Raw genomic sequence first — 23,435 nt, forward strand, 5'->3', positions numbered from 1 at the left:
GAAGTGAGAAAACGATGAGAGTATCAACCGAGTGGTTATCGGATTATATATCGCTGGAGGGTGTGACGGCCGAGGAGCTGGCCAGCCGCATCACCTCCGCAGGGATCGAGATTGATATTATTGAGAATCGCAATCAAGGGGTCAGCAAGGTGGTCGTCGGATATGTCAAGAGCAAGGAGAAGCATCCGGACGCCGACAAGCTGAACGTATGCATCGTGGATGCCGGTCAAGAAGAGGACCTGCAGATCGTATGCGGAGCGAAAAATGTGGATGCCGGACAAAAGGTGCCGGTGGCGCTGGTGGGCGCCAAGCTGCCGGGCGGGCTCGACATCAAGAAAGCGAAGCTGCGCGGCGTGCTGTCCCAAGGCATGATCTGTTCTGCCAAAGAGCTGGGCATGAATGACAAGCTGCTTCCAAAGGAGCTTCAGGAAGGGATTCTTGTTCTTCCGGAGGATACGGAAATCGGTAGACCTATTGTTGAGGTGCTTGGGCTAAACGATCAGGTACTGGAGCTGGATCTGACGCCAAACCGTTCGGATTGCCTTAGCATGGTTGGCGCGGCGTATGAAGTGAGCGCTATTCTGGGACGGGAATTGACGCTGCCGCAGCCGGAGAAGAATCTGGAAGAAACCGGAAATCCGGCATCGGATCGCATCGCTGTCCGCATTGATGCCCCGGAGCAATGCAGCCATTATGCGGCCCGCTATATTGCCGGTGTGACCATTGGCCCATCTCCGCTGTGGATGCAGAACCGTCTGATGGCAGCTGGCATTCGTCCGATCAACAACATCGTGGATATCACAAACTATGTGATGCTGGAGTACGGACAGCCGCTGCATGCGTTTGACGCGGATCGGTTGACAGACGGCGCCATCCATGTTCGTCTTGCGGAAGCCGGCGAAAAGATGGTGACGCTCGATGGGCAGGAGCGCAGACTTGAGCCGCATATGCTGGTCATCGCCTCGGGCGGAAAGCCAGCCGCTCTAGCCGGTGTGATGGGCGGCCTCGATTCGGAGGTCACAGACGCTACGGTCAATATTTTCCTGGAGTCGGCGAAGTTCGATGGCGGGACGGTACGCAAAACTTCCCGCCAGCTCGGCCTGCGCTCGGAAGCCAGCTCCCGGTTCGAGAAGGAAGTGGATCCGGCGGCTGTCATTCCGGCACTGAACCGTGCGGCGGAGTTGATGGCTGAATATGCCGGAGGGGCTGTGCATCAGGGGATCGTAGAAGCCGGCGATGCGAAGGCTGAAGCGAAAGTGCTGAAGCTGTCGCTGGAGAAGCTGAATCGTTATCTGGGCACGCAATTGTCGCTGCTTGAGGTCAAAACGATCTTCAGCCGCCTGCATTTCCCGTGCGGTGACGCGGATACGGGCCTGCTGGACGTTGAAGTGCCAACCCGCCGCGGAGACATCCAGCTGGATGTGGATCTCATTGAAGAGGTTGCGCGTCTGTACGGCTATGACAACATTCCGACCACGGCGATTGAAGGGCCGACAACACCAGGCGCACTGACGAAGGCACAGGCGGTTCGCCGCTCGCTGCGCAAGCTGCTGACGCATGGCGGCTTCCAGGAGGTGCTTGGCTACTCCTTCATTCATCCGCAGCAGGCTGAAGCTTTTACAGGACTTAACCCGGCTGCCAAGGCGGTTAAGCTGGCGATGCCGATGAGTGAGGATCGCGGCGTGCTGCGCACAAGCCTGCTGCCGCAGCTGCTGGATGTTGCGGTGTATAACAGCAACCGCAAACAGCCGGATCTGGCGCTGTTTGAAATCGGGAACTTGTTCCACACCGATGAGGACGTGCTGACTCGTCAGCCTGAGGAAAGCCCGGTTCTCGGACTGCTGCTGTCCGGGCGCAAAGGAACGAAGCAGTGGAACACACAGCCGGAGAAGGTCGATTTCTTTGATCTGAAGGGCGCGCTGGAGAGCATTCTCAGCTATCTGGGCATCGATGCCGATCAAGTCTCGTATGAAGCGAATCAGCCGAAGAGCTTCCATCCTGGACGCTCGGCCTCGGTATATGTCGGAACTGGCGAGCGCAAGCAGCTGCTCGGGATTCTGGGGCAAATTCATCCGACGATTCAGCAGGAGCTGGACCTGGAGGATACGTATGCCGCGGAAATTCGGCTTGAGCCGCTTTACGAGCTGGCGAACAGCCGTGTGCAATACCGCGAGCTGCCACGATTCCCGGGCATGGAGCGCGATTTGGCTATCGTGGTTGATGAAGCGATCGAAGCGGCTGCACTGATCCGTGTCATTCGCGAGCATGCGGGCGAACTGCTGCAAAACGTCAGAGTATTCGATGTGTTCACAGGAAGCAAGCTTGGCGAAGGGAAAAAGAGCGTTGCGATCTCGCTCACGTACCGCCATCAAGAGCGGACGCTGACGGATGAAGAAGTCGCAGCAGTGACGGAAAAAGCCGTTTTGGCGCTGGAGCAAACTTTTGGCGCGGAATTAAGAAAATAGCAGGAATTGTGAAAGCCCGCATCGAATCCATTTACGGTAAGAGATTCGATGCGGGCTATTTGTTCTTGCTTGATGATAGGATTCGACTGCCCCGACAACATGAAGGTTCGTCTGGACATCTTTTCTCATATATAATGATGAAAGAGGCATGACCACTGACAGACATCTTAGAATCTACTCACATTTGAAGGAGGGCACAACTGTGACTACACCGGACCGTTCTCGTGTAACTGTAGAGATATACGGAACTTCTTATAAACTTGTTGGCAACAGCGCGGAGTATACGAAGCAGGTTGCCAGTTATGTAGATGAGCGTATGCGCACCATTTCCAAGAACCATTCGCGCCTGGACACCCCGCGCATCGCTGTCCTTGCAGCGGTACATATGGCAGAGGAAGCGCTGCAGATGCAGCAGTACCGCGATGAAGCCAGACAGCTCACGGCCGAGCGTAACGAGCTGCGCTCCGAGCTTGCCAAAGTTCAGGGACTGCAGATTGAACAGCAGGAGCGGCATCGGCAGCAGAGTGAGCAAATGGAGCAGAAGCTGGCGGAGAAGACCGCGCTGGCCGAGCAATATCGTGCCGAGAATGAGAATTTGAGCGCAGAGGCCGAGCGGACGAAGGAGCTGCTTCAGAAGGAGTCCGAGCGGGTGCAGGCATTGTCGGAGGAGAAGCGGCAGCTTGAGGAGAAGCGGACAGGCGAGCTTGAGGAAATGGAACGGCGCCACAAGCAGGCACTGGAGGATCTAAAGCGCAATCATGCGCAGCAGCTGAAACAGCTGGCGGATGAGCACAAGCAAGCACTGGACAAGCTGGAGAACAGCCGAAAGCAAGCATTGGCTCAAAGCGAGCAGCGGCATACGGAAGCAGCGCGGAAGATGGAGCAGCAGCTGGCTGAGCAGCGTAGTCAAGGCGAGCAGCTGAAGACTCGCTTATCTGCGGCGGAGAAGGATATGAATGCGATTCGCACCGACTCGGCCAAGCTGAAGGAGCAGCTTGCGAACGTAGAGCAAGAGGCGGATGGTCTGCGCAAGGAGCTGACCTCTGCCCGTGCGAAGGTCGAGGAACAGGCGCAGGAGTTGCATGAACGGAAAGCGGAAGAGGCCAAATCCGAGGAGGAGCGCCGCCGCTTGCAGAAGCTTGTCGTTGACGCCAACCAGACGAACCGCAAGCTGCAGGAAGAGGCCAAGTCGCTAAACTCCGAGCTGGAGTCATGGCGCAAGCTGGCCGAGCAGCGCAAGGAGGAAACCGGCGAACTCGAGATGCGAATCGTGGAGCTGATGGAAGCTAACGAGACGCTGGAAGAGAGCTTGACATCCTTGCAGCAGGAACTCTCAGCTTTGAAGGACGAGGCGGAGAGAGCGGCAGCCAGCCGCATCCGTGCGCAGGAGGAGCTGAAGCAGCTTCAGCTGAAATACGAAGAGCTGGAGCGTTTCGGCAAGGAGGCGGCGCTTCGGGAAGAGGAAACAGCCAAGCTGTATGCCATGCTGGAGGAAGAGTATGACACGGTCTCCAGCCAGCTGGAGGAGCTGCGCAAGAAGGCGGCAGTCAGCGAGCAGGCGGAGCAGGAACTAAGAGAGCGGCTGACCCGCTCGGAACAAGAGATGGCCAGCTGGCAGTCGAAGTACGATGAACTGGCTGCCGAGCGCAACGAGCTGCAGCAGGCTCAGCGTGCTTATGAGGAGGAGCTTCAGACATGGCAGCGCGAGATTGCCGCTTCCCGTCAGACCTGCGAGCGGCTGGAGGAGGAGAAGAATAGCGCCTCCGAACAATATGCCCAGCTTGGAGAGCAGTATGAGATGGTGATGCATCAGTATCGGATGATGCAGTCCGAACAAGAGATGCAGGCGGAGAAGAGTGAGAAGCTGGCCCAGGAGCATGCCAAACTGCAGGATGAATATGCGAAGCTGCAGGATGAATACGCCAAGCTTCAGGTGGAATACAACGAGTGGATTGAACTGATTGAGCAGGATCAGCATTAACATCCGGCTGCTGGCCTGTTCTCCATGCTTTCGCTGTCTAGGCGGGGCATGGGCGCGGCCAGTCTGTGGCATACATGCAATAAAAGAGCGGTCATTCATGGTCCAGACGGCCACGGATGATCGCTCTTTTACGAATAACGTTATACAGCAGCAATAGCTGCTTATGTCATCATTTCAGATGATGGTGCTGCTTATTCCTCAACGATGATCTTGGAGATCATCTGGCTATGTCCGGAACCGCACATGATGGAGCAGGAAACTTCAAATTCCCCGGTTTCCTCCGGAACGATAACTTTGGAGTTGTTGTTGCGGTCAAGCTGAAGGCCAAGGCCGGGAATCATAATGCCGTGGTTGCCCTCCTCGTTCTCATAAGAGATTTGGACAGGCACCCCCTTCTTCAAATGATACTCCTCCTGATCAAACTTGAAGTTGGAGCCTTTGATTACAAGCTCTGCTTCAGGAGCCACACCGGTCTCCATAATGCCGGAATCATTCTGGGCTTCGTTTTGATTTCCGCCACAGGCTGCCAGTACAAGAAGAAGAGCACACGTCACCGCGAGTGCAATGCTTTTTTTCATATTACTCTCCCCTATATATAAAATAAATATGAATTTTCAACCTTTATCATAGCCCAGATTGGAAAAGGATGCACATGTCTGATTTGAAAAATTGGTGAACGCTGCTTGTCCTGCTATGAGTGGACGGTCTAATCTTCAATGTGAGTAACCGCAAAAAAACAGCAAAGGCCGCCCTAAGCTCAAAGACCTTAAGGGCAGCCTTCCCTGTTTTACGCTGCACAAGCAGCTCATCCCCTGATCAAGCACCAGATCAGTCGTTGTTTCTGCTTTTACCGGCTTCAAACGGCGTCGAGACAGGGATGAACAGATCGATAATCCCGATCACGAGTGCTGCAAGAATGGCGCCTAATACAGACACACTTACGCCACCAACGACGAACTGGGCAATGTAGATAACAAGTGCACTGACCAGGAAGCCTACGATCCCGCGTCCGAAAGGCGTAACTTTTTTGCCGAAAATCCCTTCAATCGCCCAGCCGATCAGGGCAATGACAAGGGAGAGCAGCAAGGCGCTGCCAAATCCGCCTACCGAGAATTGGGGAACGATCCATCCCACAACCATAAGAACGAGCGCGGCTACGATAAATCGAACGACATGCCCGAGAAATTGCATGATTGTTTGCCTCCTTAGAATAGGAACTGGAGTGTTACGCAGAATTTATTTTGTTCCATCTTTGCTGTTGTTATGTATGGAAGGATTTATCCATAAGCCGAAGAACGGAAATAGCTTATTTGTCCGGCTTTCGTTATAATATAGGCATTGATTGAGAGGAGTAGTGAACTTCTTTGGATGACAAGATTTTGAAAACGCTGGAATATCGGAAGATTTTAAATACATTAACAGAATATACACAAACGTCGATGGGGCGTACGGCTGCTGAACAGTTGAAGCCTGTCGCACAGCTGGAAGAGGTGAAGCGCCTGCTGGCTGCGACCGATCAGGCTTACACTGTCGACCGGCTTAAAGGAACACCGTCCTTGAGCGGCATTACCGATGTGAGGGAAGCGCTGAAGCGGGCGAAGATCGGCGGGACGCTCGGCACGCATGAACTGCTGGCCACAGCCAATACGATTCATGGGTCGAGGCGGCTCAAGCGCTTTATCGCAGGGGTGCACGAGGATGAGCCGATCGAGATGCTGTATAACCTTAGCGAGCTGATCTCGGAGCAGAAGCCGCTGGAGGATGACATCAAGGCATGCATCGACGACACGGCCGAGGTGCTGGATTCCGCAAGCGCGGAGCTGGCCCAGATCAGACGGGAGCTGCGAAACGGCGAGGCCCGCATCCGGGAAAAGCTGGAGTCCATGATTCGTTCACAATCGGTAGCGAAGATGCTCCAGGATCAGCTGATTACCATTCGCGGCGATCGCTTTGTTATCCCGGTTAAGGCGGAGTACCGCTCTTATTTTGGCGGGATCGTGCATGATCAGTCCGGTTCAGGCGCAACCCTGTTCATCGAGCCGGAATCGATTGTAGCGATGAACAACAAGCTGCGGGAGACGCGGATTCGCGAAGAGCGCGAAATTGAAGCGATTTTGCAGAAGCTGAGCGCCAAAGTCGGCGAGCAGGCCGACCTGATCGCGATGGATATCGACATCGTTGGACAGCTTGACTTTATTTTTGCCAAAGCGCGGATGGCCCATGTGATGAAAGCGGTGCTTCCGCGCATGAATGACAGAGGCTATCTGAAGCTGAGAAAAGGAAGGCACCCGCTGATTCCGAGAGAACAGGTCGTTCCGATTGACGTGGAGCTTGGCAATGACTTCACCTCCATCATCGTGACCGGTCCGAACACCGGGGGCAAGACGGTCACGCTGAAAACGATCGGCCTGCTGAATCTGATGGCGATGTCGGGTCTCTTCATTCCGGCGGAAGAGGGGAGCCAGATGTGCGTGTTCGATGCGATTTTTGCCGATATCGGCGATGAGCAGAGCATCGAGCAGAGCCTGAGTACCTTCTCAAGCCATATGACCAATATTATCCGGATATTAAACACGATGACTCCGAAAAGCCTGGTTCTTCTCGATGAAGTCGGCGCTGGCACAGACCCGGCAGAAGGATCGGCGCTTGCCATTGCGATCCTGGAACATATCCACCGCACCGGCTGCCGCATGGTCGCGACAACCCACTATTCCGAGCTGAAGGCCTACGCGTATGAGCGCAAAGGGGTTATCAATGCGAGCATGGAGTTTGATATCAACACCTTGAGCCCGACGTATCGACTGCTGGTCGGCGTTCCTGGCCGAAGCAACGCCTTTGCGATTGCAGAGCGGCTTGGTCTGCCGGGAACGATTCTCGACTTCGCCCGCGGCGAGGTGAAGGAAGAAGATCAGCGGGTGGAGCATATGATTGCTTCTCTGGAGGAGAATCGGCATTCTGCTGAAGTCGAGCGCGAGCGTGCGGAGCAGGTCCGCCAGGAGATGGAGGCGCTGCGGGCTCGCCATCAGCAGGAGCTGCAGAAGCTGGAGGAGCAGCGGGACAAACTGGTGGAGAAAGCTCGCACCGACGCCAAGAAGATCGTTGATAAGGCTCGGAGCGAAGCGGAAGACATCATTGCCGAGCTTCGCAAGCTTGCTCAGGAAGAAGGCGCAGCGGTGAAAGACCACAAGCTGATTGCCGCCCGCAAAAGGCTGGAAGATGCTGTGCCGGAGCAGCGCCGAAAGGCTGGCCACCAGACGGCAGGCAAGAAGCAGCGCAGCATTGAGGCCGGCGATGAGGTGAGAGTGCTCAGCCTGAATCAGAAGGGCCATGTCGTTGAGCTGGCTGGCTCGAAGGAAGCACTCGTGCAGCTTGGCATCATGAAAATGAAGGTGGCTCTGGACGATCTCGAGTTGCTGTCGGAGTCCGTTCCGGCTTCTAAGCAGGCGCCAAGACAGCAGGCGACGGTGCTCAAGCGGACAAGGGATGCGAGCATCCGCAATGAGCTTGATCTGCGCGGGGCGAATCTGGAAGAGGCGCTAATTGAGGTCGACCGGTTTATCGACGAGGCGTTCCTTGGTAATCTGGGCCAAATCTACATCATTCACGGCAAAGGAACCGGCATTCTCCGCTCCGGCATTCAGGAGTATTTGCGGAAGCACAAGCATGTCAAGAGCTACCGTCTCGGTAATTATGGAGAAGGCGGTGCCGGTGTGACGATCGCGGAGCTGAAATAGCGTTGTCGTTAACTAAGAATAAGAAACCAGCATCTCTTTCCGTGCGTATACAATAGAAGCACAATTCGGTGCGCCTTGAGCCTGAGCGGCGAGGTGCAGCTTGGGGAGGAACAAGAGAGCAATGACGGAAATGATCGATCAATTGCTGACACATCCGCTGGGTGTGCTGGTCGGCTTTTTCTCGGTGGCGATTTTGGCGCTTATCGTATATCTGTCCTGTTTTGAATGGGTGACAAAATACAACTGCTGGGATGAGATACGTAAAGGAAATGTAGCGGCTGCAATGGTCACCGGAGGCAAAATTTTTGCACTATGCAACGTAATGCGATACAGTATTACAGCGAATACCTCGATTTACGGGATGATCAAGTGGTCCTTTTTCGGGTTTATACTGCTGCTGGTTGCCTATCTGCTGCTGGAGTTTTTAACACCGGTATTCTCGGTTGATGAGGAAATTTCGAAGGATAACCGTGCGGTGGGGCTGACGGTCATGCTGATTACCGTGTCGCTGTCTTACATTATCGGCTCCAGCATTTTGGGATGATCAGCAGGAACGCAAGCGGATGTTAACCGATTCATATTGATGGCTTCGGGGGGACGAAGAGGATGAAATATTTGCCGCGAATTCTGTTTGCGGTTGCCTTGATCTTTTTTGTATCAGGCATCGTGTATTTGATGAACCAATAGATAGGGAGTACAAGGGCCTGCTGCCTGAATGGGGGAAGGCCGTTTGAATATGGAAAGGAATGAAGAGCCTATGGAACCTACAGTATGCCCATGGTGCCAAACTGAAATTGTGTGGGATGAGGAGATAGGTCCAGAGGAGACTTGCCCTCATTGCGCCAATGAGCTGAAAGGGTACCGCACATTGAATATTGCACTGGGCACAGAAGAGGAAGAAGCGGAGCTGGATGAGGAAGTAGACATCTCGGATCGCGATGATGAGGAGGAGACAGCGTCCGGTTCGTTCTGGCCCCCGGAGACCGAATCATTGTCGTCGCTGCGCACGATTGACAAGTACGGTGATGATGTGGACCTGTACGCGTTCGAGGAGTCGGTGGAGAAGCTGCTTGATGAGCAGGAAGAGGCGCCGGAATGCGTTCACTGTCGGGAGTACATGCTGCTGGCCGGAACCCAGCGGGTCGAGGAAGGATTCACGCCGGCTACGCCAGCCCTCGTCAAAGGGCCGCTGCTGAAGCCGCCGTTTGATCTGCATGTATATATTTGTCCGGGATGCTTCCAGGTGCATACCAGCTTGGCCGAGGAAGACCGCTTGCGACTTATTCGAGGGCTTATCGATAACCAGAAGTAGCCTTCGCACCAATTAAGCCAATCCCCTTCGATTGATAGAGGGGGTTGGCTTTTTCTTATTTATTTTGGCATGAGATGGACAGGCTCCCGTTCATGAACTTGACGCCTTGGGGGTACAATAGCCAGGACTTCAAGTGTAGAGCCAAGGGAGGATCTGGAATGAGTCGAAACAAGGACCCTCAGTCTGTACTTCTGTTAACGGTGCATGCTTTGTTTATGTTATCCGGCGCATTGTCGGGCACATTCCTTAATGTGTATTTGTGGAAAAGCCGTCAGGATTACGCCATGCTTGGCTGGTTTACGATTGCGCAGCAGATTGCGCTCGGGATTACGTTCATAGCAGCCGGCAAATGGGTGAAGGAATACAATAAAATGAATGCGCTTCGCCTCGGCATAGGGGTGTCGGGGCTTTTTTATTTATGCGTGTTGTGGGCCGGGAATCAGGCGGTAGAATATATATGGCCGCTCGGGCTTCTTCTTGGTGTGTCGCTTGGTTTGTTCTGGCTCGCCTTTAACGTCGTCTATTTTGAGATATCGGAGGCAAGCAACCGGGACTGGTTCAACGGCTGGCTCGGCTTGCTTGGTTCTGTGACCGGCATTATCGGGCCTTGGGCTGCGGGTTTAATCATTACGATGATGCACGGGGAGCGGGGATACCGGTTTATATTCACCGTGTCGATGATCATATACGCGGCTACCGTGGTCCTCAGCTTCTTTCTCCGCAAGCGCCCGGTTCAGGGCGGCTACGACTGGCTTGAGGGCTATCGCAAGCTGAAGGAGAGCCGCATGTGGCGTCATGCCGTAGGGGGATTGATCTTTCAGGGGATTAGGGAAGGGGTATTTTCCTTCCTTATTTTTATCCTTGTCTATGTAGCGACAGACCAGGAAGCGAAGATCGGGCAGTTTGCCCTCATTACGTCCCTGGTATCGCTTGTCAGCTACTGGGTGGCCGGCAAGTGGTTCAAGCCGCACCGCCGAAGCGTCGGAATGCTGGTGGGGGCGGTTCTGCTGCTCATTGTGATCGTGCCGCTGCTGTGGAAGGTGAATTATGTGACGCTGCTCATTCTCGGAATTGGAACGTCGCTGTTTATTCCTTTGTTCATGCTGCCTGCCGTCTCGGTCAGCTTCGATCTGATGGGCGCCAACCGCGATAACGTTGAGAAAAGAGTGGAGCTTGTGGCGCTGAGGGAACTGAGTCTTATGACCGGGCGTATTGCGGGGCTGCTCATTTTTATAGGGGTGCTTGCTTTTCGCCGCGACCCGTCCACGATCACGTTGCTGATGCTTTTGCTGGGCGCCTCTCCCGTCGGGGCTTGGATGTTCATGCGCAAGCTTTTTTCCTGGAAGCAGCATGCTGCTTAGCCTACCTATACGATTGTTCCAAAAACAACCTCCAGACTGGCGTCATAGCCGAGCTGGAGGTTGTTTCAGTTGGAGTGGGGAGCGGATGGGTGCGAAAACGAGCGCCAGAGATCGAACCAGGCCAGCTCCTCCCGCTGGTGTCCCGCCAGCGTATCCGCGAGCAGCCTGGCAGCGATGTAGCTGTACACCATGCCGTTGCCGCCATACGCCTCGATAAAATAACTGTGCGGATATTCGGGGTGAGGCCCTATGAGCGGCAGGCCGTCTACCGTATTGGCGAATACTCCGCCCCAGCTGCAAGCCGGACGGATGCTGCTCAGTTCAGGAAACAGCCGCGCCAGATCCTGAAGCAGCCGCTCGCTTCGCTCCTGCAGCAGCTTGGCCGGACGATGCAATTCCCGGATGGGCTCATCGAGTCCCCCGGCGATAATGCGATTGTCCGGCGTCGTGCGAAAGTACAGATAAGGCCGATGGCTTTCCCAGATCAGAGCGCGCTCATGCCACCAGGACAGGTCCTGAACGGGCTCGGTCAGCAGCGCATACGTAAACACCCGCTCGGCAATAGCATCAGGCTTCCAGTCCTGCAGAGCATAGCCGGCAGCCCAAATGACATTTCGGGCCAGGACAGCGCCAGTCTCCGTGTACACAGTCACTTCTGTATCCGTATAGGCAACGCGGTTTACACCGCTTCTCTCGTATACTCGCAGCCCCTGAGAAGCAGCCTTTTCCAGCAAGCCCAGCCCAAGCCGGAACGGATTGACCTCGGCATCCCCGTGCGAGTATATGGCAGCCGACTTCGAGAAGGGAAAGGCGGATTTGATCTGCTGCCTGTCCCAATAGGAAACAGGGAATCCCTTCCGTTTCAGCAGATCGTATTCCTGACGGAGGGAGCCGGCCTCCTCCGGCGTGCTTGAGTAATACAGGGAGCTCCGCGGTATGAATTGGGCATCGACGGACAGCCCTTGAGCAATGCGTCCCAACTGAACAATAGCGTCGGTACACAATTCGTAAATTCGGGTCCCGCGTTCATCGCCGAACATCTGGATAATTTGGGTAAGCGAGTCATCATTCATAAATTGAAGCAGCCCGGTATTGGCTCCGGTGCTTTGACTGCAGACGCGGCTTTTCTCCAGCAGCACCGTCTTGGCCCCTTGCTCGGTTAGCATATATGCGGCCAGCGCGCCGCTGATGCCGCCGCCAATGATGAGCACGTCACAATCCGTTCTCTCCTCCAGACGGGGGTAACGGGGGATATGGGCAGTGGAGTCCAGATATGTCCAGGGGGTAGTGCCGAATGTAAGCTGCATTGCTAGAACCTCCCTTTGTGTATGCGGCTTACGTTAATATTACCCACGGGAACATAGATTTTGCGTGAGAAGGCATACTACGGGTGTGACTCTATATGGAAAGGGGATTAACAGCATGACGACTCAAAATCAAAATCAGATGTTGCCCTTGACGTCCAAGGAACTAGACTATATCGTTGACTGCATTTCCAACGAAAGCATGCTCGCCAAGCACGCGGCTGCAACCGCGGCCAGCGCTCAGGACAAGATGGTGCAGCAGGCCCTGATGGGATTCGTGCAGCGGCATGAGCAGCATTTGAACGAACTGGTGGGTGCGCTGGAAGCCCATAAAGGAATTGCCCCGGCTCAGCCGCAGTAAAGAGCAGGCTAGGGTGTGGTAAAGGTAAAGGCGGTTGGCATTCGTTTGCTTGACTCAAGCCGACTTGTCCCTGTTGACACATTTATGAAATAAGGAGGAACTATACAAGATGGCAACGCAGAACGAAGCTTCATTCTTGCCGCAGGAGGAATTGCTCAATTTCATTCTGGGAGAGCTGAAACGGACCGTTCGTGAATATACAACGGCTACAACCGAGGCGTCTTGTCCTACAGTAAGACAAATGTTCACGAACTTGACGATGGATACACTCAAACTGCAGGGCGAGATGTATCATCTGATCCAGCAGCAAAACCAATATTCTGCCTCCATTCCACATGCATTGAAAATGGACGTGGACAAGCAGCATCAGCAGGCACAGCAGACGGTTCAGAAGACCCGTGACCTGATCAGCCAGAAGTCAGCGGGAATCGGCACATTCGCACATACGCCAAACGTCGGTGAGCATCCGGCGAATGTCAGCCCGCCGACGTATATGTAACCGGACCTCTTGCGGGGACGGTAGTTCCCGCTACAAACCGATTTCCAGCGCGAAAAGCAATTACGCGGGAATCGGTTTTTTCTTTTGCACATCGGATGTGAGATATTGTAATATAGGTATTAATCTCTGTTTCGTGATCTGTTCATGGACGGTTTTCGTAATTTAGAGCTGGAGGAACGAATATGGAAGAGCTAAGCGAATTGAAGTTGAAGGTGCTTGACCTGCTGAAAGAGGATGCGAGAAGATCGCCGGCTCTATTGTCCACGCTGCTGGGTGTGGAGGAAGAAGAAGTGAAAACGGCGATTGCAGAGCTGGAGCGCGATCATGTTATCGTGAAGTACGCGACCGTAGTGAACTGGGGCAAGGTGGATGACGAGAAGGTGACTGCGCTGATCGAGGTGCAGATTACCCCTGAGCGCGGCAGAGGCTTTGAGGGCATTGCCGAGCGAATCTATCTGTTCCCGCAGGTGAAGTCGGTGTATCTCATGTCCGGCGCTTACGACCTGCTGGTTGAGGTGGAGGGGGCTAACCTGCGCGAGGTAGCCAATTTTGTATCGGAGAAGCTGTCGCCGATCGACTCCGTATTGTCGACCAAGACGCATTTTATTTTGAAGAAATATAAGCAGGACGGCATTATTTTCGAAGAACGTGAAGAAGACAATCGTCTTCTGATTTCTCCATAACATTGACATCGCAAGGATTTGCGAGCAGACTGACCGCGATTTACAGCGGAAATTTTTTTACGAGTATAGAGTGCCGTGGCTTTCGCTGTTACACATTCTATAGTCTGACAGAAGGAAGAGTGTGCCATGATTGTGAATGAAGAGCAGCTTTCAGAGAAGAACAGGAAATCGATGACTTCCTATTTGGCGCCGCAGGTTAGAGATATTCAGCCGTCGGGCATACGGAAATTTTTCGATCTCGTCAGCGGGAACAAGGACATCATTACGCTTGGCGTCGGCGAGCCGGATTTTGTGACCCCGTGGCATGTCCGTGAGGCCTGTGTATATTCCCTTGAACGTGGCTTTACCGGCTACACTTCCAATGCAGGAATGCCGGAGCTGCGCGAGGCGATCGCTGAATACTTGAATGACAGCTTTCATGTCGAGTACAATCCGGCCAATCAGATTATTGTGACGGTCGGAGGCAGTGAAGCCATTGATTTGGCATTGCGGGCCTTGGTTGTACCGGGGGATGAGATTCTGATTCCAGAGCCCTGCTACATCTCCTATTCGCCGATTACATCCATTGGCGGCGGCGTGCCGGTAGGGATCGAGACCACGGCCGAGAACCAGTTTAAACTGACGGCCGAGGCGCTGGAAGCCAAAATCACGCCCAAATCCAAAGTGCTGATCCTCTGCTATCCCAGCAACCCGACAGGGGCGATCATGACCTACGAAGATTGGCTGCCGATTGTGGAAGTGGTCAAGAAGCATGATCTGATTGTGATCTCGGACGAAATTTATGCCGAGTTGACTTATGAGGGCAAGCATGTCAGCTTTGCCTCGATGCCGGGCATGATCGACCGGACCATTCTGGTCAGCGGATTTTCCAAGGCATTTGCGATGACGGGCTGGCGGATGGGCTATGTATGCGGACATCCGGAGCTGATCAATGCAATGCTGAAGATCCACCAGTATACGGTGATGTGCGCGCCGGCAATGGGCCAGGTTGCCGCCCTTGAGGCACTTCGCAACGGCATGGGCGAGAAGGACCGGATGGTGGAGTCCTACAACCAGCGTCGCAGATTGATCGTACAGGGACTGTGCGACATCGGGCTGGAATGCCATGAGCCGAACGGCGCGTTCTACGCGTTCCCGAGCATCAAGCGCACCGGATTGTCATCCGATGAGTTTGCCCAGCGGTTGCTGACCGAAGCGAAAGTGGCCGCGGTGCCGGGGTCCGCGTTCGGTATGGGCGGCGAAGGCTTCATTCGCTGTTCTTATGCGACGTCCATAACGCAGCTAAATGAAGCGCTGGATCGTATGGGCAATTTTGTAGCCAAACTGACCTAAGGGATGGCTCCTCAATGAATGCATAGAAATCAGATTGAGATTTTCCTTGAATTAACAAAATTTTCACTTTTTCTTAACTGATTGATATGGTATAATTTTATTTTGGGAGCAGAATTTTACTTTCCAAGGAGGGGTCATCGATGTTATATGATTATGAATTGTCGAACTACCGTGGAGATTTTATGGCTGAGGACAACCAGCACGGTAAATGGTCAATTAAATCAGCAAAGTCTACTCCTCAGGAAATCACCTTGGAAGATGAAATTCACATGCTCCGGCAGAAGATGGAACAAATCTTTATGGAAGAGCAGTCCTTTACGTCAGATATTGTGATTGAGATCAGCAGTCTGCTTGACCTGAAAATCAACGAATATATGAAGACTTATCCGAAGAAGAAATAAGGATCGGGATAGAAGGAGACCTTCAGGGTCTCCTTTTTGGTATTCGCATTTGTTATGATATATTGAACATAAACTGAGGATAACGGAGGTAGGAGCGATGAAGGTATACACGAAAACCGGGGATGCCGGGGAAACGTCGATCATCGGTGGCCGCGTCCCGAAGGACGATGCGCGTGTGGAAGCATACGGCACGATTGACGAGCTGAACAGCTTTGTAGGGCAGGCGGTGCATGCCGCCAAACAAAGCGGTTATGAGGAGATGGAAGAGCAGCTGCTTCTGATCCAGCACGAGCTGTTCGATAGCGGGTCTGATTTGTCCTATGCCAAAAAGGATGAGAGCCGCTACAAGGTGACGGCCGATATGGTGGAGCGGCTGGAGCAGTGGATTGATGAGCTGGAGCAAGGGAATCCGCCGCTGGAGCGGTTTATTCTGCCTGGCGGTAGTGCGTTGTCGTGCGCACTGCATGTATGCCGTACCGTATGCCGCCGTGCAGAGCGGCTGACGGTTACCCTCGCCCGTTCGGTGGATATCAATCCGGAGGTGCGAAAATATTTGAACAGATTGTCGGATTATTTCTTCGTTGCGGCTCGCGCGGCCAATGTAAAAGCAGGTGTGCCGGATGTAGAATATGTCCGAAGCGGAAAGGTGTTTCGATAAGAAATGGAAGACTATTATCCGCCGATTGCATACACAGTTCCTGACAAAGACGGCGGAATGCTGCTCAAGACCGTGCTGCAGCAGCGGATGGGGATTTCCCGGAAGCTGCTGTCAAGACTGAAGCTGACGGAGCAGGGCATTCAGCTGAACGGCAAGCGGGTGTATATCAGCGAGAAGGTAAAGCCCGGGGATCTTGTGGAGATTCGGATGCAGCAGGAGGTATCCGATGATATTTTGCCGCAGCCGATGACGCTGGACATTCTATACGAGGATGATCATCTGCTTGTCGTGAACAAGGAGGCAGGGATCATCGTTCACCCGACACACGGCCATTACACAGGCACGCTGGCGAACGGAATTGTACACTATTGGCAGTCCCGGGGCTGGAAATATCGGTTTCGTGCCATTCATCGGCTCGATCAGGAAACGTCGGGCGTTCTCGCTATTGCGAAAAATCCTTTTGTTCACCAGCATGTATCCGAGCAGATGATCGCCGGGACGGTCGACAAGCGCTATCTGGCGCTTGTTCACAACGCGCCCGATCCGGCCGTAGGGACGGTGGACGGGCCGATCGACCGTGACCCTGAGGAGCCGCATCGAAGGATCATAACGGCCGATGGGTATCCTTCCCTGACGCGATACGAAGTGCGCGAGGAGTATGATGGGGCTTCGCTCGTGGCGCTCAAGCTTGAAACCGGACGGACTCATCAGATTCGCGTACATATGACCAGCATCGGCTGTCCGTTGATCGGGGATCGGATGTACCGGCATCCACTCTACAGCTCCCGGGGGATCGACGGCCCTGGGAAGGCGGACACTTCCCTGCAGGTTGAAGGTATGGACGATTCACGGGCGGAGGCTGCCTCGTCCCCGGCGCTGGCACGGGTTATGGCGCTTGATGAGAGCATAAGCAGACAGGCGCTGCATGCGGCGAGCCTGACGCTCGTTCATCCGATGACACGGGAGCAGATGACGTTCTCCGCTCCGATGCCGGAGGATATGGCGGCATTGCAGCAGCGCTTGCAGCAGAGGGTACGCTGACATGCTTGGAATCGGGAATGCGGACATGGAAGAAACTCGCTAGGCAAACTTTCAAAAATTTTAATAGCAAATATCAAGGAGAGTTGTTGAAATATGAGCAAATTGACAGTATATCAGTATCCGAAATGCGGCACTTGCCGCAATGCCGTGAAATGGCTGCAACAGCAAGGGCATGAGCTTGAGCTTGTTCACATTTTTGAACAGCCGCCGGGAGAGCATGAACTGGCAGACTTGATAGCTAAAAGCGGCCTGGAGCTGAAGAAGTTTTTCAATACAAGCGGTGAGGTTTACAAGGAAATGCAGCTGAAGGACAAGCTTCCGGCAATGTCTGATCAAGAGAAAATCGCCCTTCTGGCTTCGAACGGAAGGCTGATCAAACGTCCGATCGTGACGGACGGTACCCGGGTGACGGTCGGCTTCAAGGCAGAGCAGTTCCAGGAGAGCTGGGGCGGACAGTAACGCGAAGCCTAGACGAATATCGGGGCTGGCCAGTAGCAAGATGATGCCAATAGGTGGATATGTGATTCGGCCTGACATCTCGTCCCCAACGGACCGCAGGGATATGATATAATGGCAGGGAACTGCTAGATGGATCATGAAGAGAACAGTTAGGAGCGATTAAACTTGACACCGAACAAGCAGCCATCCTTGATGCTGGTCGACGGGATGGCTTTATTATTCAGGGCGTATTATGCCACGGCTGCGAGCGGGTACATTCGCCGCACCAAGTCGGGTGTGCCTACCAATGCCGTATATGGTTTTTTGCGATATTTATGGGACGCGATTGATACGTTCAAGCCGACGCATGTTGCATGCTGCTGGGATATGGGATCGAAGACCTTCCGGACAGAGCATTTTGCGGCTTACAAGGGCAACCGGATGGAAGCGCCGGATGACCTGATTCCCCAATTCTCCCTCGTCCGGGAGGTAACGGAATGCCTTGGCATTCCCAATCTGGGTGTGGAAGGTTACGAAGCGGACGATTGCATCGGAACGCTGGCCAGACGCTTCGGCGCCCAATCGCAGGTGATGGTGCTGACGGGGGATCACGACATGCTGCAGCTTGTCAACGAATCCACCTCCGTCATTATTATGAAGAAAGGCCATGGTAATTACATGGTCTATTCCCCGGAGACGCTCTATGCCGAGAAAGGCCTCCTGCCGCATCAAATTGTGGATATGAAGGGCTTGATGGGAGATACGAGCGATAACTATCCGGGTGTCCGCGGCATCGGGGAGAAGACGGCGCTGAAGCTGATTCAGCAATATCAGACCGTGGAAGGGATTTTGGCCAATCTCGATTCACTGGCTAAAGGGGTCCGCACCAAAATTGAGTCTGATCTCGATATGCTGCATCTGTCGAGATCTTTGGCCGAAATTTATTGCGAGGTTCCGCTGGAATGCGAGCTGGATTTGTGCCTGCTGGAAATTGACCACAGCCGGGCCCTGGCCAAGCTGGAGGAGCTGGAAATGAAGAGCCTGGCTCATATGTTCGGGGAAGCGACCGTTTCATGAGAACAGCGATAGCTTCACGGCTATACAGAAGCATGACACGATATGGACTCCCCTGCCTGCTGGCTATGATGCTTATCATCTTGTCTGCCTGCGCTGAGGGTCAATCCGCAGCGCCTGCGACTTCTGGTGGCGAAAGCGGAGGAGCGGAGCCGCCTACCGAGCTGATCGTTTCCGCGGCTGCAAGCCTGAAGGAAACGCTGGAGGAAGCGGGCCGGAGGTTTGAGGCATCCCATCCTGGGGTGCGGCTGAGGTTCAACTTTGGCGGCTCTGGCGCGCTGGTTCAGCAGCTGGAGCAGGGAGCGCCGGCGGATCTGTTCATATCTGCCGCCAGGGAACCGATGGAGCGTCTGGTCCATAAAGGGGTTGTAGCTGAGCAGGATATCCGGGTACTGCTTCGTAATTCGCTTGTGCTAATTGAGCGGAAAGGCAGCGCGCACATCCGGCAGCTCGGCGATATAACCGGGGAACAGGTTCGTATTGTGGCAGTTGGCCAGCCGGAGACGGTGCCTGCCGGAAGTTATGCCCGGGAAGCGCTGGAGCATGTCGGTCTGTGGGAAGCGGTGGAGACCAAGGCGGTTTATGCCAAGGATGTTACGGCGGTGCTTACTTACGTGGAGTCGGGGAATGCGGATGCCGGATTTGTGTATGAGACCGATGCCCTGCAGTCCGATCAGGTGGAGACGGTGCTGCGTCTGGATCCGGAGCTGCACAGCCCGATAGAGTATCCTGCAGCTGTGCCGCTCATCGCTTCTCATCCGAAGGAAGCTGCGGAGCTGCTGGCATTTTTGAGCACGGATGAAGTGAAGGACATCTTTGAGCAGGCGGGTTTTGTTGTAATGGAGGGAATGTAGGTGTCATCATCGGAATTATTCTGGATGCCGGTATGGCTTTCGTTAAAAACGTCATTGCTGTCCAGCATCCTGGCCTTTATACTCGGAACTGCGGCAGCCAGATGGATGTCTCGCCGCATGTTTCCGGGAAAGGCGATGGTGGAGACCTTTCTCATTCTGCCGCTTGTTCTGCCGCCGACCGTGATCGGTTTTATCCTCCTGGTCGTGCTGGGAAGGAACAGCTGGGTCGGCAGACTGGCGGAGTGGCTGTTCGCACAGCCGATTATATTCAGCTGGGGCGCTGCGGTCATCGCCGCGGTGGTCGTATCTTTTCCGCTTGTGTATCAGAGCATGCGGGCCGGCTTTGACTCGGTTGATCGCGAGCTGGAGGATTCCGCCCGGTCGCAAGGAGCGGGGGAGTGGCAAGTGCTTCGCTGGATTACACTGCCGCTCGTAAGCCGATCAGCGATGGCGGCATACATCCTTGCGTTTGCAAGAGGATTGGGTGAATTCGGAGCGACCTGGATGGTAGCCGGTAATATTCCCGGCAAAACCCAGACGCTGCCGACTGCGATATATGTTGCCGTCAGCAACGGGGATCACAGGCTGGCGTGGACCTGGACGGCGGTCATTATATTGTTTTCCTGGCTGCTTCTGGCAGCTGCAGGTTCGGGACGACGAGAGCGCACCGGCCGGTGAACATGATGAAATGAGGGATGAACGAGCATGAGTATACTGGGAGCAATTGAAGCGGGTGGAACGAAATTTGTGTGCGGAATCGGTAATGAGGACGGCACTGTCGTGGAGCGTGTAAGCTTTCCAACGACGACACCGGAAGAAACGATGGGCCGGGTGTTTGAGTTTTTCGCGGATAAGAATGTGTCTGCTATTGGCGTCGGTTCCTTCGGACCGATTGATCCGGTAAAAGGAAGTCCTACATATGGAAGCATTACAACCACACCGAAGCCTCATTGGAGCAACTTCAACATTGTGAATGCGTTGAAGGAGCGCTTTCCGGTACCGATCGGTTTCGATACTGACGTGAACGGGGCAGCGCTGGGCGAATATACATGGGGGGCTGCCCAAGGGCTGGACAGCTGCCTGTATATTACGATTGGCACAGGTGTGGGTGCAGGAGCCGTTGTCTCCGGCGAATTGATCCACGGCTTGTCACATCCGGAAATGGGCCATATTTACGTGCGCCGTCATCCGGAAGACACCTATGAAGGAACTTGCCCGTATCATGGGGACTGTCTGGAGGGGCTGGCCGCAGGTCCGTCGCTTGGCAAACGCTGGGGAGTTGCCGGCGCCGAGCTTACGCCGGATCATCCGGCATGGGAGATGGAGGCTTATTATCTGGCCCAAGCACTGATGAATTATGTGCTCATTCTATCCCCGCAGCGCATCGTGATGGGTGGAGGCGTGATGAAGCAGGAGCAGCTGTTCCCGATGATTCGCAAGAAGCTTCAGGAGCTGCTTGCGGGCTATGTTCAGCATCCAAGCCTTGGGGATCAGATTGACGAGTTCATCGTTCCTCCGGGCCTTGGCGACAATGCGGGGCTGTGCGGGGCGCTGGCCTTGGCGAAGCTGGCTTTGGCTGAAGAGGCGAACTAAGCGGAAGAAGTTCGTTACCACCTTACAGCCATGGTCATGGACAGTTAGAGAAAGCTGTGCGATAAAGGCTTGATTACATTACAGAATATGGTATTATAACTGTAACAGTATAACGGAACGGATAAGGAAGCACCTTTCCAGCCGCGAGTAGCGGCGGAGGGGTGCTTTTTGTCGTTGTACTGAAATGCGTAGCGGGAGGAGTCGTAACATGCAGATTGTGTTTATGAATCAAATGTCGAGAACAGACCAGGAGGGCCTGGCGCAATTCGCACAGGTCTGGATTGGGGAGGAGGAAGGCGTGTGGCGCCTTGGTTGGCGGGATATGGAGCTTGACGGCGAGGCAGTGGATGAGGAATGGTATGAAGGCAGTTCGTGGAATGAAATGCTGTACGTTTATCGTCACCGGCTGGCAGTCAAGCTTGGAGATGGCTACAGACCTATGATTGAAGGCGTGTTTCATGAGCCGCAGGAAGTGGCAGGCAAGCAGCAGACGGCCCAGAAGCTGCAGTGCTACAGCGAGCTGTACGGTAACGAGGAGCTGTACACCGAGCTGTGTGCCTGGCGGCGCAAGAAGGCGGCTTCGGGAAGAAAGGCCCCTTATTTCGTCGCGAGCAATCGTGTGTTGAGACTAATCAGCGCCTTCATTCCGCAGACGGAGGAGGAGCTGCTTCAGCTGCCGGGCATTGGTGCCAGCAAGGCATCAGAGCATGGTGCAGAGTGGCTGGAGCTGACGTCCAAGGTGGCGCGCACGACCGCGTTTCCGCTTGACTGGGTCTATGATGCGCTAAGGGAGGAAGAATATGTAGCCTGGCTGTACAAGCAGAAGGAGGCCAAGTACAAGCAGGAATTGGAGCGATTTCGCACGCGCAGGGTCATGCTGTCCGGCATAGCCGAAGGGGCGTCTCTCATGCAGCTGAAAGAGCGGACCGCCATGTCCCGGCGTGAGCTGCTGGAGCAGCTGGAAGAGCTGGAGAAGGACGGGTATGATACCGATGCCTTGATTCAGCTGGAGCTGAACGCGGTACCGGAGGAGGAGCAGAAGTCAATTTGGAAAGCCTTCGAGGAGCTGGGCGACACGTTCCTGAAGCCTGTCCTGCAGCGGGTATATGGTCAGGAGGCGGATGGGACAAGCACGACAGAACAGCTGTACGAACGCCTCCGTCTGATCCGGATCCGTTACCGCCGGAGCGCAGGGGGGGCGGACAGTCGAAATTCGGACAGACGAAGAAATGTCGGTTAGACGTGAGGAAAGCCTCAGGCTGCTGTGACAAGCGATGAATAAACCTAAAAAACGCTGTCTCTCATCAGCTACTCTAGCTTGTGAGACAGCGTTTTTCATTTCAGATCCAATCCTTTTTACGGAAAAGATAGAACATTAGGAGACCCGCAGATACCATAATCCCGATGACAACATAATAGGAATATTTCCATTCTAGCTCAGGCATATACTCGAAGTTCATTCCGTATATGCCGGTGATCAGCGTAAGCGGGATGAAGATGGTTGTAATCGCCGTAAAGACACGCATGATTTCGTTCGCGCGGTTGGCGATACTGGACTGGTAGGCTTCCCGAAGGTTGCCCATCAGATCCCGATACGTCTCGAACGTCTCGGAAATTTTGACGGCGTTCTCGTAGATGTCGCTGAAGTACTTTTGCAGCTGATCATCGATGAGCCGAAGATCCTTTTTATTCAGGGTGTTGATCACTTCCTTCTGAGGACCGAGCACCTTCTTCAGCCACAGAATCTCACTGCGAAGACCGATAATCTCATGCAGATGGGCCTTCTTGGTATGCATCAGAATATCTTCTTCCAGCTTCTCGATCCGCGCCTCGATTCGGTCCCCGACGGAGAAGTAGTTGTCGGTCACAAGGTCGATCAGCAGATACAGGAAGCGGTCCGGCGTGCTGACCTCCTCTTCCCATAGAAGAGGTTTCAGTGTGCGAAGTTCGTGGATTTTTTGCTTCGTTACCGTAATGATAAAATGCCGTCCAAGAAAGATGTTAAGCGCCCGCAGAAAGATTTCCTCATCATCAAAGCGAATGCTGTTCACTACAATAAAGTAATGATCTTCATAAATTTCAATCTTCGGCCGCTGTTCCTCTTCGCTCAAGCAGTCCTCGACCGCAAGGTCGTGGAGGGAAAATAGCGGCTGCAGTTCCTCCAGATCGTCCACATCGGCATCCAGCCAATAAAAGCCGCTTTCCGGGGCCGTCAGGGTGGCTCTGATGTCTTCGACAGGTGTAAAAACACCCGCATCAACCAACCGGATTTTCATCTGATATCACTCCATTTCCATTCGTGAAAATTGGCGCATAAAAGCACAAGATATCAGCTTGCCGGGGA

General features: G+C 54.1%; 23 protein-coding genes. 19 read left to right on the forward strand and 4 right to left on the reverse strand.

The window, feature by feature from the left end; translation table 11 throughout:
• Positions 1-14: 14 nt before the first annotated feature.
• Positions 15-2,465 (forward strand): phenylalanine--tRNA ligase subunit beta, encoded by a 2,451-nt coding sequence (gene pheT, locus CHH67_RS16620; RefSeq protein WP_095266324.1) that lies wholly within the window; start codon positions 15-17, stop codon positions 2,463-2,465.
• Positions 2,466-2,667: 202 nt separating this feature from the next.
• Positions 2,668-4,446, forward strand: coding sequence for a cell division protein ZapA (gene zapA, locus CHH67_RS16625; RefSeq protein WP_095266325.1), 1,779 nt, complete (start codon positions 2,668-2,670; stop codon positions 4,444-4,446).
• Between the two features lie 191 nt (positions 4,447-4,637).
• Here zapA and CHH67_RS16630 read toward each other — a convergent pair whose 3' ends face one another.
• Positions 4,638-5,024, reverse strand: a complete 387-nt coding sequence (locus CHH67_RS16630) for a cupredoxin domain-containing protein (protein ID WP_095266326.1) — start codon at positions 5,022-5,024, stop codon at positions 4,638-4,640.
• A 250-nt stretch (positions 5,025-5,274) separates the two neighbouring features.
• Positions 5,275-5,637, reverse strand: a complete 363-nt coding sequence (locus CHH67_RS16635; RefSeq protein ID WP_095266327.1) for a phage holin family protein — start codon at positions 5,635-5,637, stop codon at positions 5,275-5,277.
• 173 nt (positions 5,638-5,810) lie between these two features.
• Here CHH67_RS16635 and CHH67_RS16640 point away from each other — a divergent pair, with 173 nt between their 5' ends.
• From CHH67_RS16640 to CHH67_RS16655, 4 genes are all read left to right on the forward strand, one after another.
• Positions 5,811-8,180, forward strand: coding sequence for an endonuclease MutS2 (locus tag CHH67_RS16640; RefSeq protein WP_095266328.1), 2,370 nt, complete (start codon positions 5,811-5,813; stop codon positions 8,178-8,180).
• Between the two features lie 121 nt (positions 8,181-8,301).
• Positions 8,302-8,724 carry a DUF350 domain-containing protein gene (locus CHH67_RS16645; RefSeq protein ID WP_095266329.1) on the forward strand — a complete coding sequence of 141 codons (423 nt, stop codon included), beginning with the start codon at positions 8,302-8,304 and terminating at the stop codon, positions 8,722-8,724.
• 213 nt (positions 8,725-8,937) lie between these two features.
• Complete coding sequence (locus CHH67_RS16650) at positions 8,938-9,492, forward strand: hypothetical protein (protein ID WP_095266420.1); 555 nt, start codon at positions 8,938-8,940, stop codon at positions 9,490-9,492.
• Between the two features lie 158 nt (positions 9,493-9,650).
• Positions 9,651-10,853 (forward strand): MFS transporter, encoded by a 1,203-nt coding sequence (locus tag CHH67_RS16655; RefSeq protein WP_095266330.1) that lies wholly within the window; start codon positions 9,651-9,653, stop codon positions 10,851-10,853.
• 65 nt (positions 10,854-10,918) lie between these two features.
• Here the strand turns inward: CHH67_RS16655 and CHH67_RS16660 are convergent, their stop codons facing one another.
• A complete protein-coding gene (locus tag CHH67_RS16660; protein ID WP_095266331.1) occupies positions 10,919-12,160 on the reverse strand; it encodes an NAD(P)/FAD-dependent oxidoreductase in 1,242 nt (413 codons plus the stop codon).
• 115 nt (positions 12,161-12,275) lie between these two features.
• Between CHH67_RS16660 and CHH67_RS16665 the strand changes: the two genes are divergently transcribed.
• From CHH67_RS16665 to CHH67_RS16725, 13 genes are all read left to right on the forward strand, one after another.
• Complete coding sequence (locus CHH67_RS16665) at positions 12,276-12,518, forward strand: hypothetical protein (protein ID WP_095266332.1); 243 nt, start codon at positions 12,276-12,278, stop codon at positions 12,516-12,518.
• A gap of 109 nt (positions 12,519-12,627) precedes the next feature.
• Positions 12,628-13,017: a spore coat protein gene (locus CHH67_RS16670; RefSeq protein WP_095266333.1), complete on the forward strand. Its 390-nt coding sequence runs from the start codon at positions 12,628-12,630 to the stop codon at positions 13,015-13,017.
• 182 nt (positions 13,018-13,199) lie between these two features.
• A complete protein-coding gene (locus CHH67_RS16675; protein ID WP_095266334.1) occupies positions 13,200-13,700 on the forward strand; it encodes an Lrp/AsnC family transcriptional regulator in 501 nt (166 codons plus the stop codon).
• Between the two features lie 126 nt (positions 13,701-13,826).
• Complete coding sequence (locus CHH67_RS16680; RefSeq protein WP_095266335.1) at positions 13,827-15,032, forward strand: aminotransferase class I/II-fold pyridoxal phosphate-dependent enzyme; 1,206 nt, start codon at positions 13,827-13,829, stop codon at positions 15,030-15,032.
• A gap of 140 nt (positions 15,033-15,172) precedes the next feature.
• Positions 15,173-15,433 carry an aspartyl-phosphate phosphatase Spo0E family protein gene (locus CHH67_RS16685; protein WP_095266336.1) on the forward strand — a complete coding sequence of 87 codons (261 nt, stop codon included), beginning with the start codon at positions 15,173-15,175 and terminating at the stop codon, positions 15,431-15,433.
• 97 nt (positions 15,434-15,530) lie between these two features.
• Positions 15,531-16,091: a cob(I)yrinic acid a,c-diamide adenosyltransferase gene (locus CHH67_RS16690; protein ID WP_095266337.1), complete on the forward strand. Its 561-nt coding sequence runs from the start codon at positions 15,531-15,533 to the stop codon at positions 16,089-16,091.
• A gap of 3 nt (positions 16,092-16,094) precedes the next feature.
• The gene (locus CHH67_RS16695; RefSeq protein WP_095266338.1) at positions 16,095-17,132 is read left to right on the forward strand and encodes an RluA family pseudouridine synthase; all 1,038 of its coding nucleotides are present in this window, start codon (positions 16,095-16,097) and stop codon (positions 17,130-17,132) included.
• Positions 17,133-17,225: 93 nt separating this feature from the next.
• Positions 17,226-17,591 (forward strand): arsenate reductase family protein, encoded by a 366-nt coding sequence (locus tag CHH67_RS16700; protein ID WP_095266339.1) that lies wholly within the window; start codon positions 17,226-17,228, stop codon positions 17,589-17,591.
• 165 nt (positions 17,592-17,756) lie between these two features.
• Positions 17,757-18,647 carry a 5'-3' exonuclease gene (locus tag CHH67_RS16705; protein WP_095266340.1) on the forward strand — a complete coding sequence of 297 codons (891 nt, stop codon included), beginning with the start codon at positions 17,757-17,759 and terminating at the stop codon, positions 18,645-18,647.
• Positions 18,644-19,498, forward strand: a complete 855-nt coding sequence (modA, locus tag CHH67_RS16710; protein ID WP_244908226.1) for a molybdate ABC transporter substrate-binding protein — start codon at positions 18,644-18,646, stop codon at positions 19,496-19,498. The genes CHH67_RS16705 and modA overlap by 4 nt, the downstream gene beginning before the upstream one ends.
• 24 nt (positions 19,499-19,522) lie before the next feature.
• A complete protein-coding gene (modB, locus tag CHH67_RS16715) occupies positions 19,523-20,176 on the forward strand; it encodes a molybdate ABC transporter permease subunit (protein ID WP_095266421.1) in 654 nt (217 codons plus the stop codon).
• 27 nt (positions 20,177-20,203) lie between these two features.
• Complete coding sequence (locus CHH67_RS16720; protein WP_095266341.1) at positions 20,204-21,091, forward strand: ROK family protein; 888 nt, start codon at positions 20,204-20,206, stop codon at positions 21,089-21,091.
• A gap of 208 nt (positions 21,092-21,299) precedes the next feature.
• Complete coding sequence (locus CHH67_RS16725; RefSeq protein WP_095266342.1) at positions 21,300-22,331, forward strand: HRDC domain-containing protein; 1,032 nt, start codon at positions 21,300-21,302, stop codon at positions 22,329-22,331.
• Positions 22,332-22,431: 100 nt separating this feature from the next.
• Here the strand turns inward: CHH67_RS16725 and corA are convergent, their stop codons facing one another.
• Positions 22,432-23,367, reverse strand: a complete 936-nt coding sequence (gene corA, locus CHH67_RS16730) for a magnesium/cobalt transporter CorA (protein ID WP_095266343.1) — start codon at positions 23,365-23,367, stop codon at positions 22,432-22,434.
• Between the last annotated feature and the right edge of the window lie 68 nt (positions 23,368-23,435).

It is taken from the genome of Paenibacillus campinasensis, from assembly GCF_002272015.1.
Lineage (GTDB): Bacteria > Bacillota > Bacilli > Paenibacillales > Paenibacillaceae > Paenibacillus_AQ > Paenibacillus_AQ campinasensis.

What these genes read in the sequence shown, in the direction of transcription:
- CHH67_RS16675 (WP_095266334.1), top strand. Translation starts at nt 13,200, where the DNA reads ATGGAAGAGCTAAGCGAATTGAAGTTGAAGGTGCTTGACCTGCTGAAA.
- pheT (WP_095266324.1), top strand. Translation starts at nt 15, where the DNA reads ATGAGAGTATCAACCGAGTGGTTATCGGATTATATATCGCTGGAGGGT.
- corA (WP_095266343.1), bottom strand. Translation starts at nt 23,367, where the DNA reads ATGAAAATCCGGTTGGTTGATGCGGGTGTTTTTACACCTGTCGAAGAC.
- CHH67_RS16680 (WP_095266335.1), top strand. Translation starts at nt 13,827, where the DNA reads ATGATTGTGAATGAAGAGCAGCTTTCAGAGAAGAACAGGAAATCGATG.
- CHH67_RS16665 (WP_095266332.1), top strand. Translation starts at nt 12,276, where the DNA reads ATGACGACTCAAAATCAAAATCAGATGTTGCCCTTGACGTCCAAGGAA.
- CHH67_RS16630 (WP_095266326.1), bottom strand. Translation starts at nt 5,024, where the DNA reads ATGAAAAAAAGCATTGCACTCGCGGTGACGTGTGCTCTTCTTCTTGTA.
- CHH67_RS16660 (WP_095266331.1), bottom strand. Translation starts at nt 12,160, where the DNA reads ATGCAGCTTACATTCGGCACTACCCCCTGGACATATCTGGACTCCACT.
- CHH67_RS16695 (WP_095266338.1), top strand. Translation starts at nt 16,095, where the DNA reads ATGGAAGACTATTATCCGCCGATTGCATACACAGTTCCTGACAAAGAC.
- CHH67_RS16655 (WP_095266330.1), top strand. Translation starts at nt 9,651, where the DNA reads ATGAGTCGAAACAAGGACCCTCAGTCTGTACTTCTGTTAACGGTGCAT.
- CHH67_RS16650 (WP_095266420.1), top strand. Translation starts at nt 8,938, where the DNA reads ATGGAACCTACAGTATGCCCATGGTGCCAAACTGAAATTGTGTGGGAT.
- CHH67_RS16645 (WP_095266329.1), top strand. Translation starts at nt 8,302, where the DNA reads ATGACGGAAATGATCGATCAATTGCTGACACATCCGCTGGGTGTGCTG.
- CHH67_RS16670 (WP_095266333.1), top strand. Translation starts at nt 12,628, where the DNA reads ATGGCAACGCAGAACGAAGCTTCATTCTTGCCGCAGGAGGAATTGCTC.
- CHH67_RS16690 (WP_095266337.1), top strand. Translation starts at nt 15,531, where the DNA reads ATGAAGGTATACACGAAAACCGGGGATGCCGGGGAAACGTCGATCATC.
- CHH67_RS16700 (WP_095266339.1), top strand. Translation starts at nt 17,226, where the DNA reads ATGAGCAAATTGACAGTATATCAGTATCCGAAATGCGGCACTTGCCGC.
- modA (WP_244908226.1), top strand. Translation starts at nt 18,644, where the DNA reads ATGAGAACAGCGATAGCTTCACGGCTATACAGAAGCATGACACGATAT.
- CHH67_RS16720 (WP_095266341.1), top strand. Translation starts at nt 20,204, where the DNA reads ATGAGTATACTGGGAGCAATTGAAGCGGGTGGAACGAAATTTGTGTGC.
- CHH67_RS16635 (WP_095266327.1), bottom strand. Translation starts at nt 5,637, where the DNA reads ATGCAATTTCTCGGGCATGTCGTTCGATTTATCGTAGCCGCGCTCGTT.
- modB (WP_095266421.1), top strand. Translation starts at nt 19,523, where the DNA reads ATGCCGGTATGGCTTTCGTTAAAAACGTCATTGCTGTCCAGCATCCTG.
- CHH67_RS16685 (WP_095266336.1), top strand. Translation starts at nt 15,173, where the DNA reads ATGTTATATGATTATGAATTGTCGAACTACCGTGGAGATTTTATGGCT.
- CHH67_RS16725 (WP_095266342.1), top strand. Translation starts at nt 21,300, where the DNA reads ATGCAGATTGTGTTTATGAATCAAATGTCGAGAACAGACCAGGAGGGC.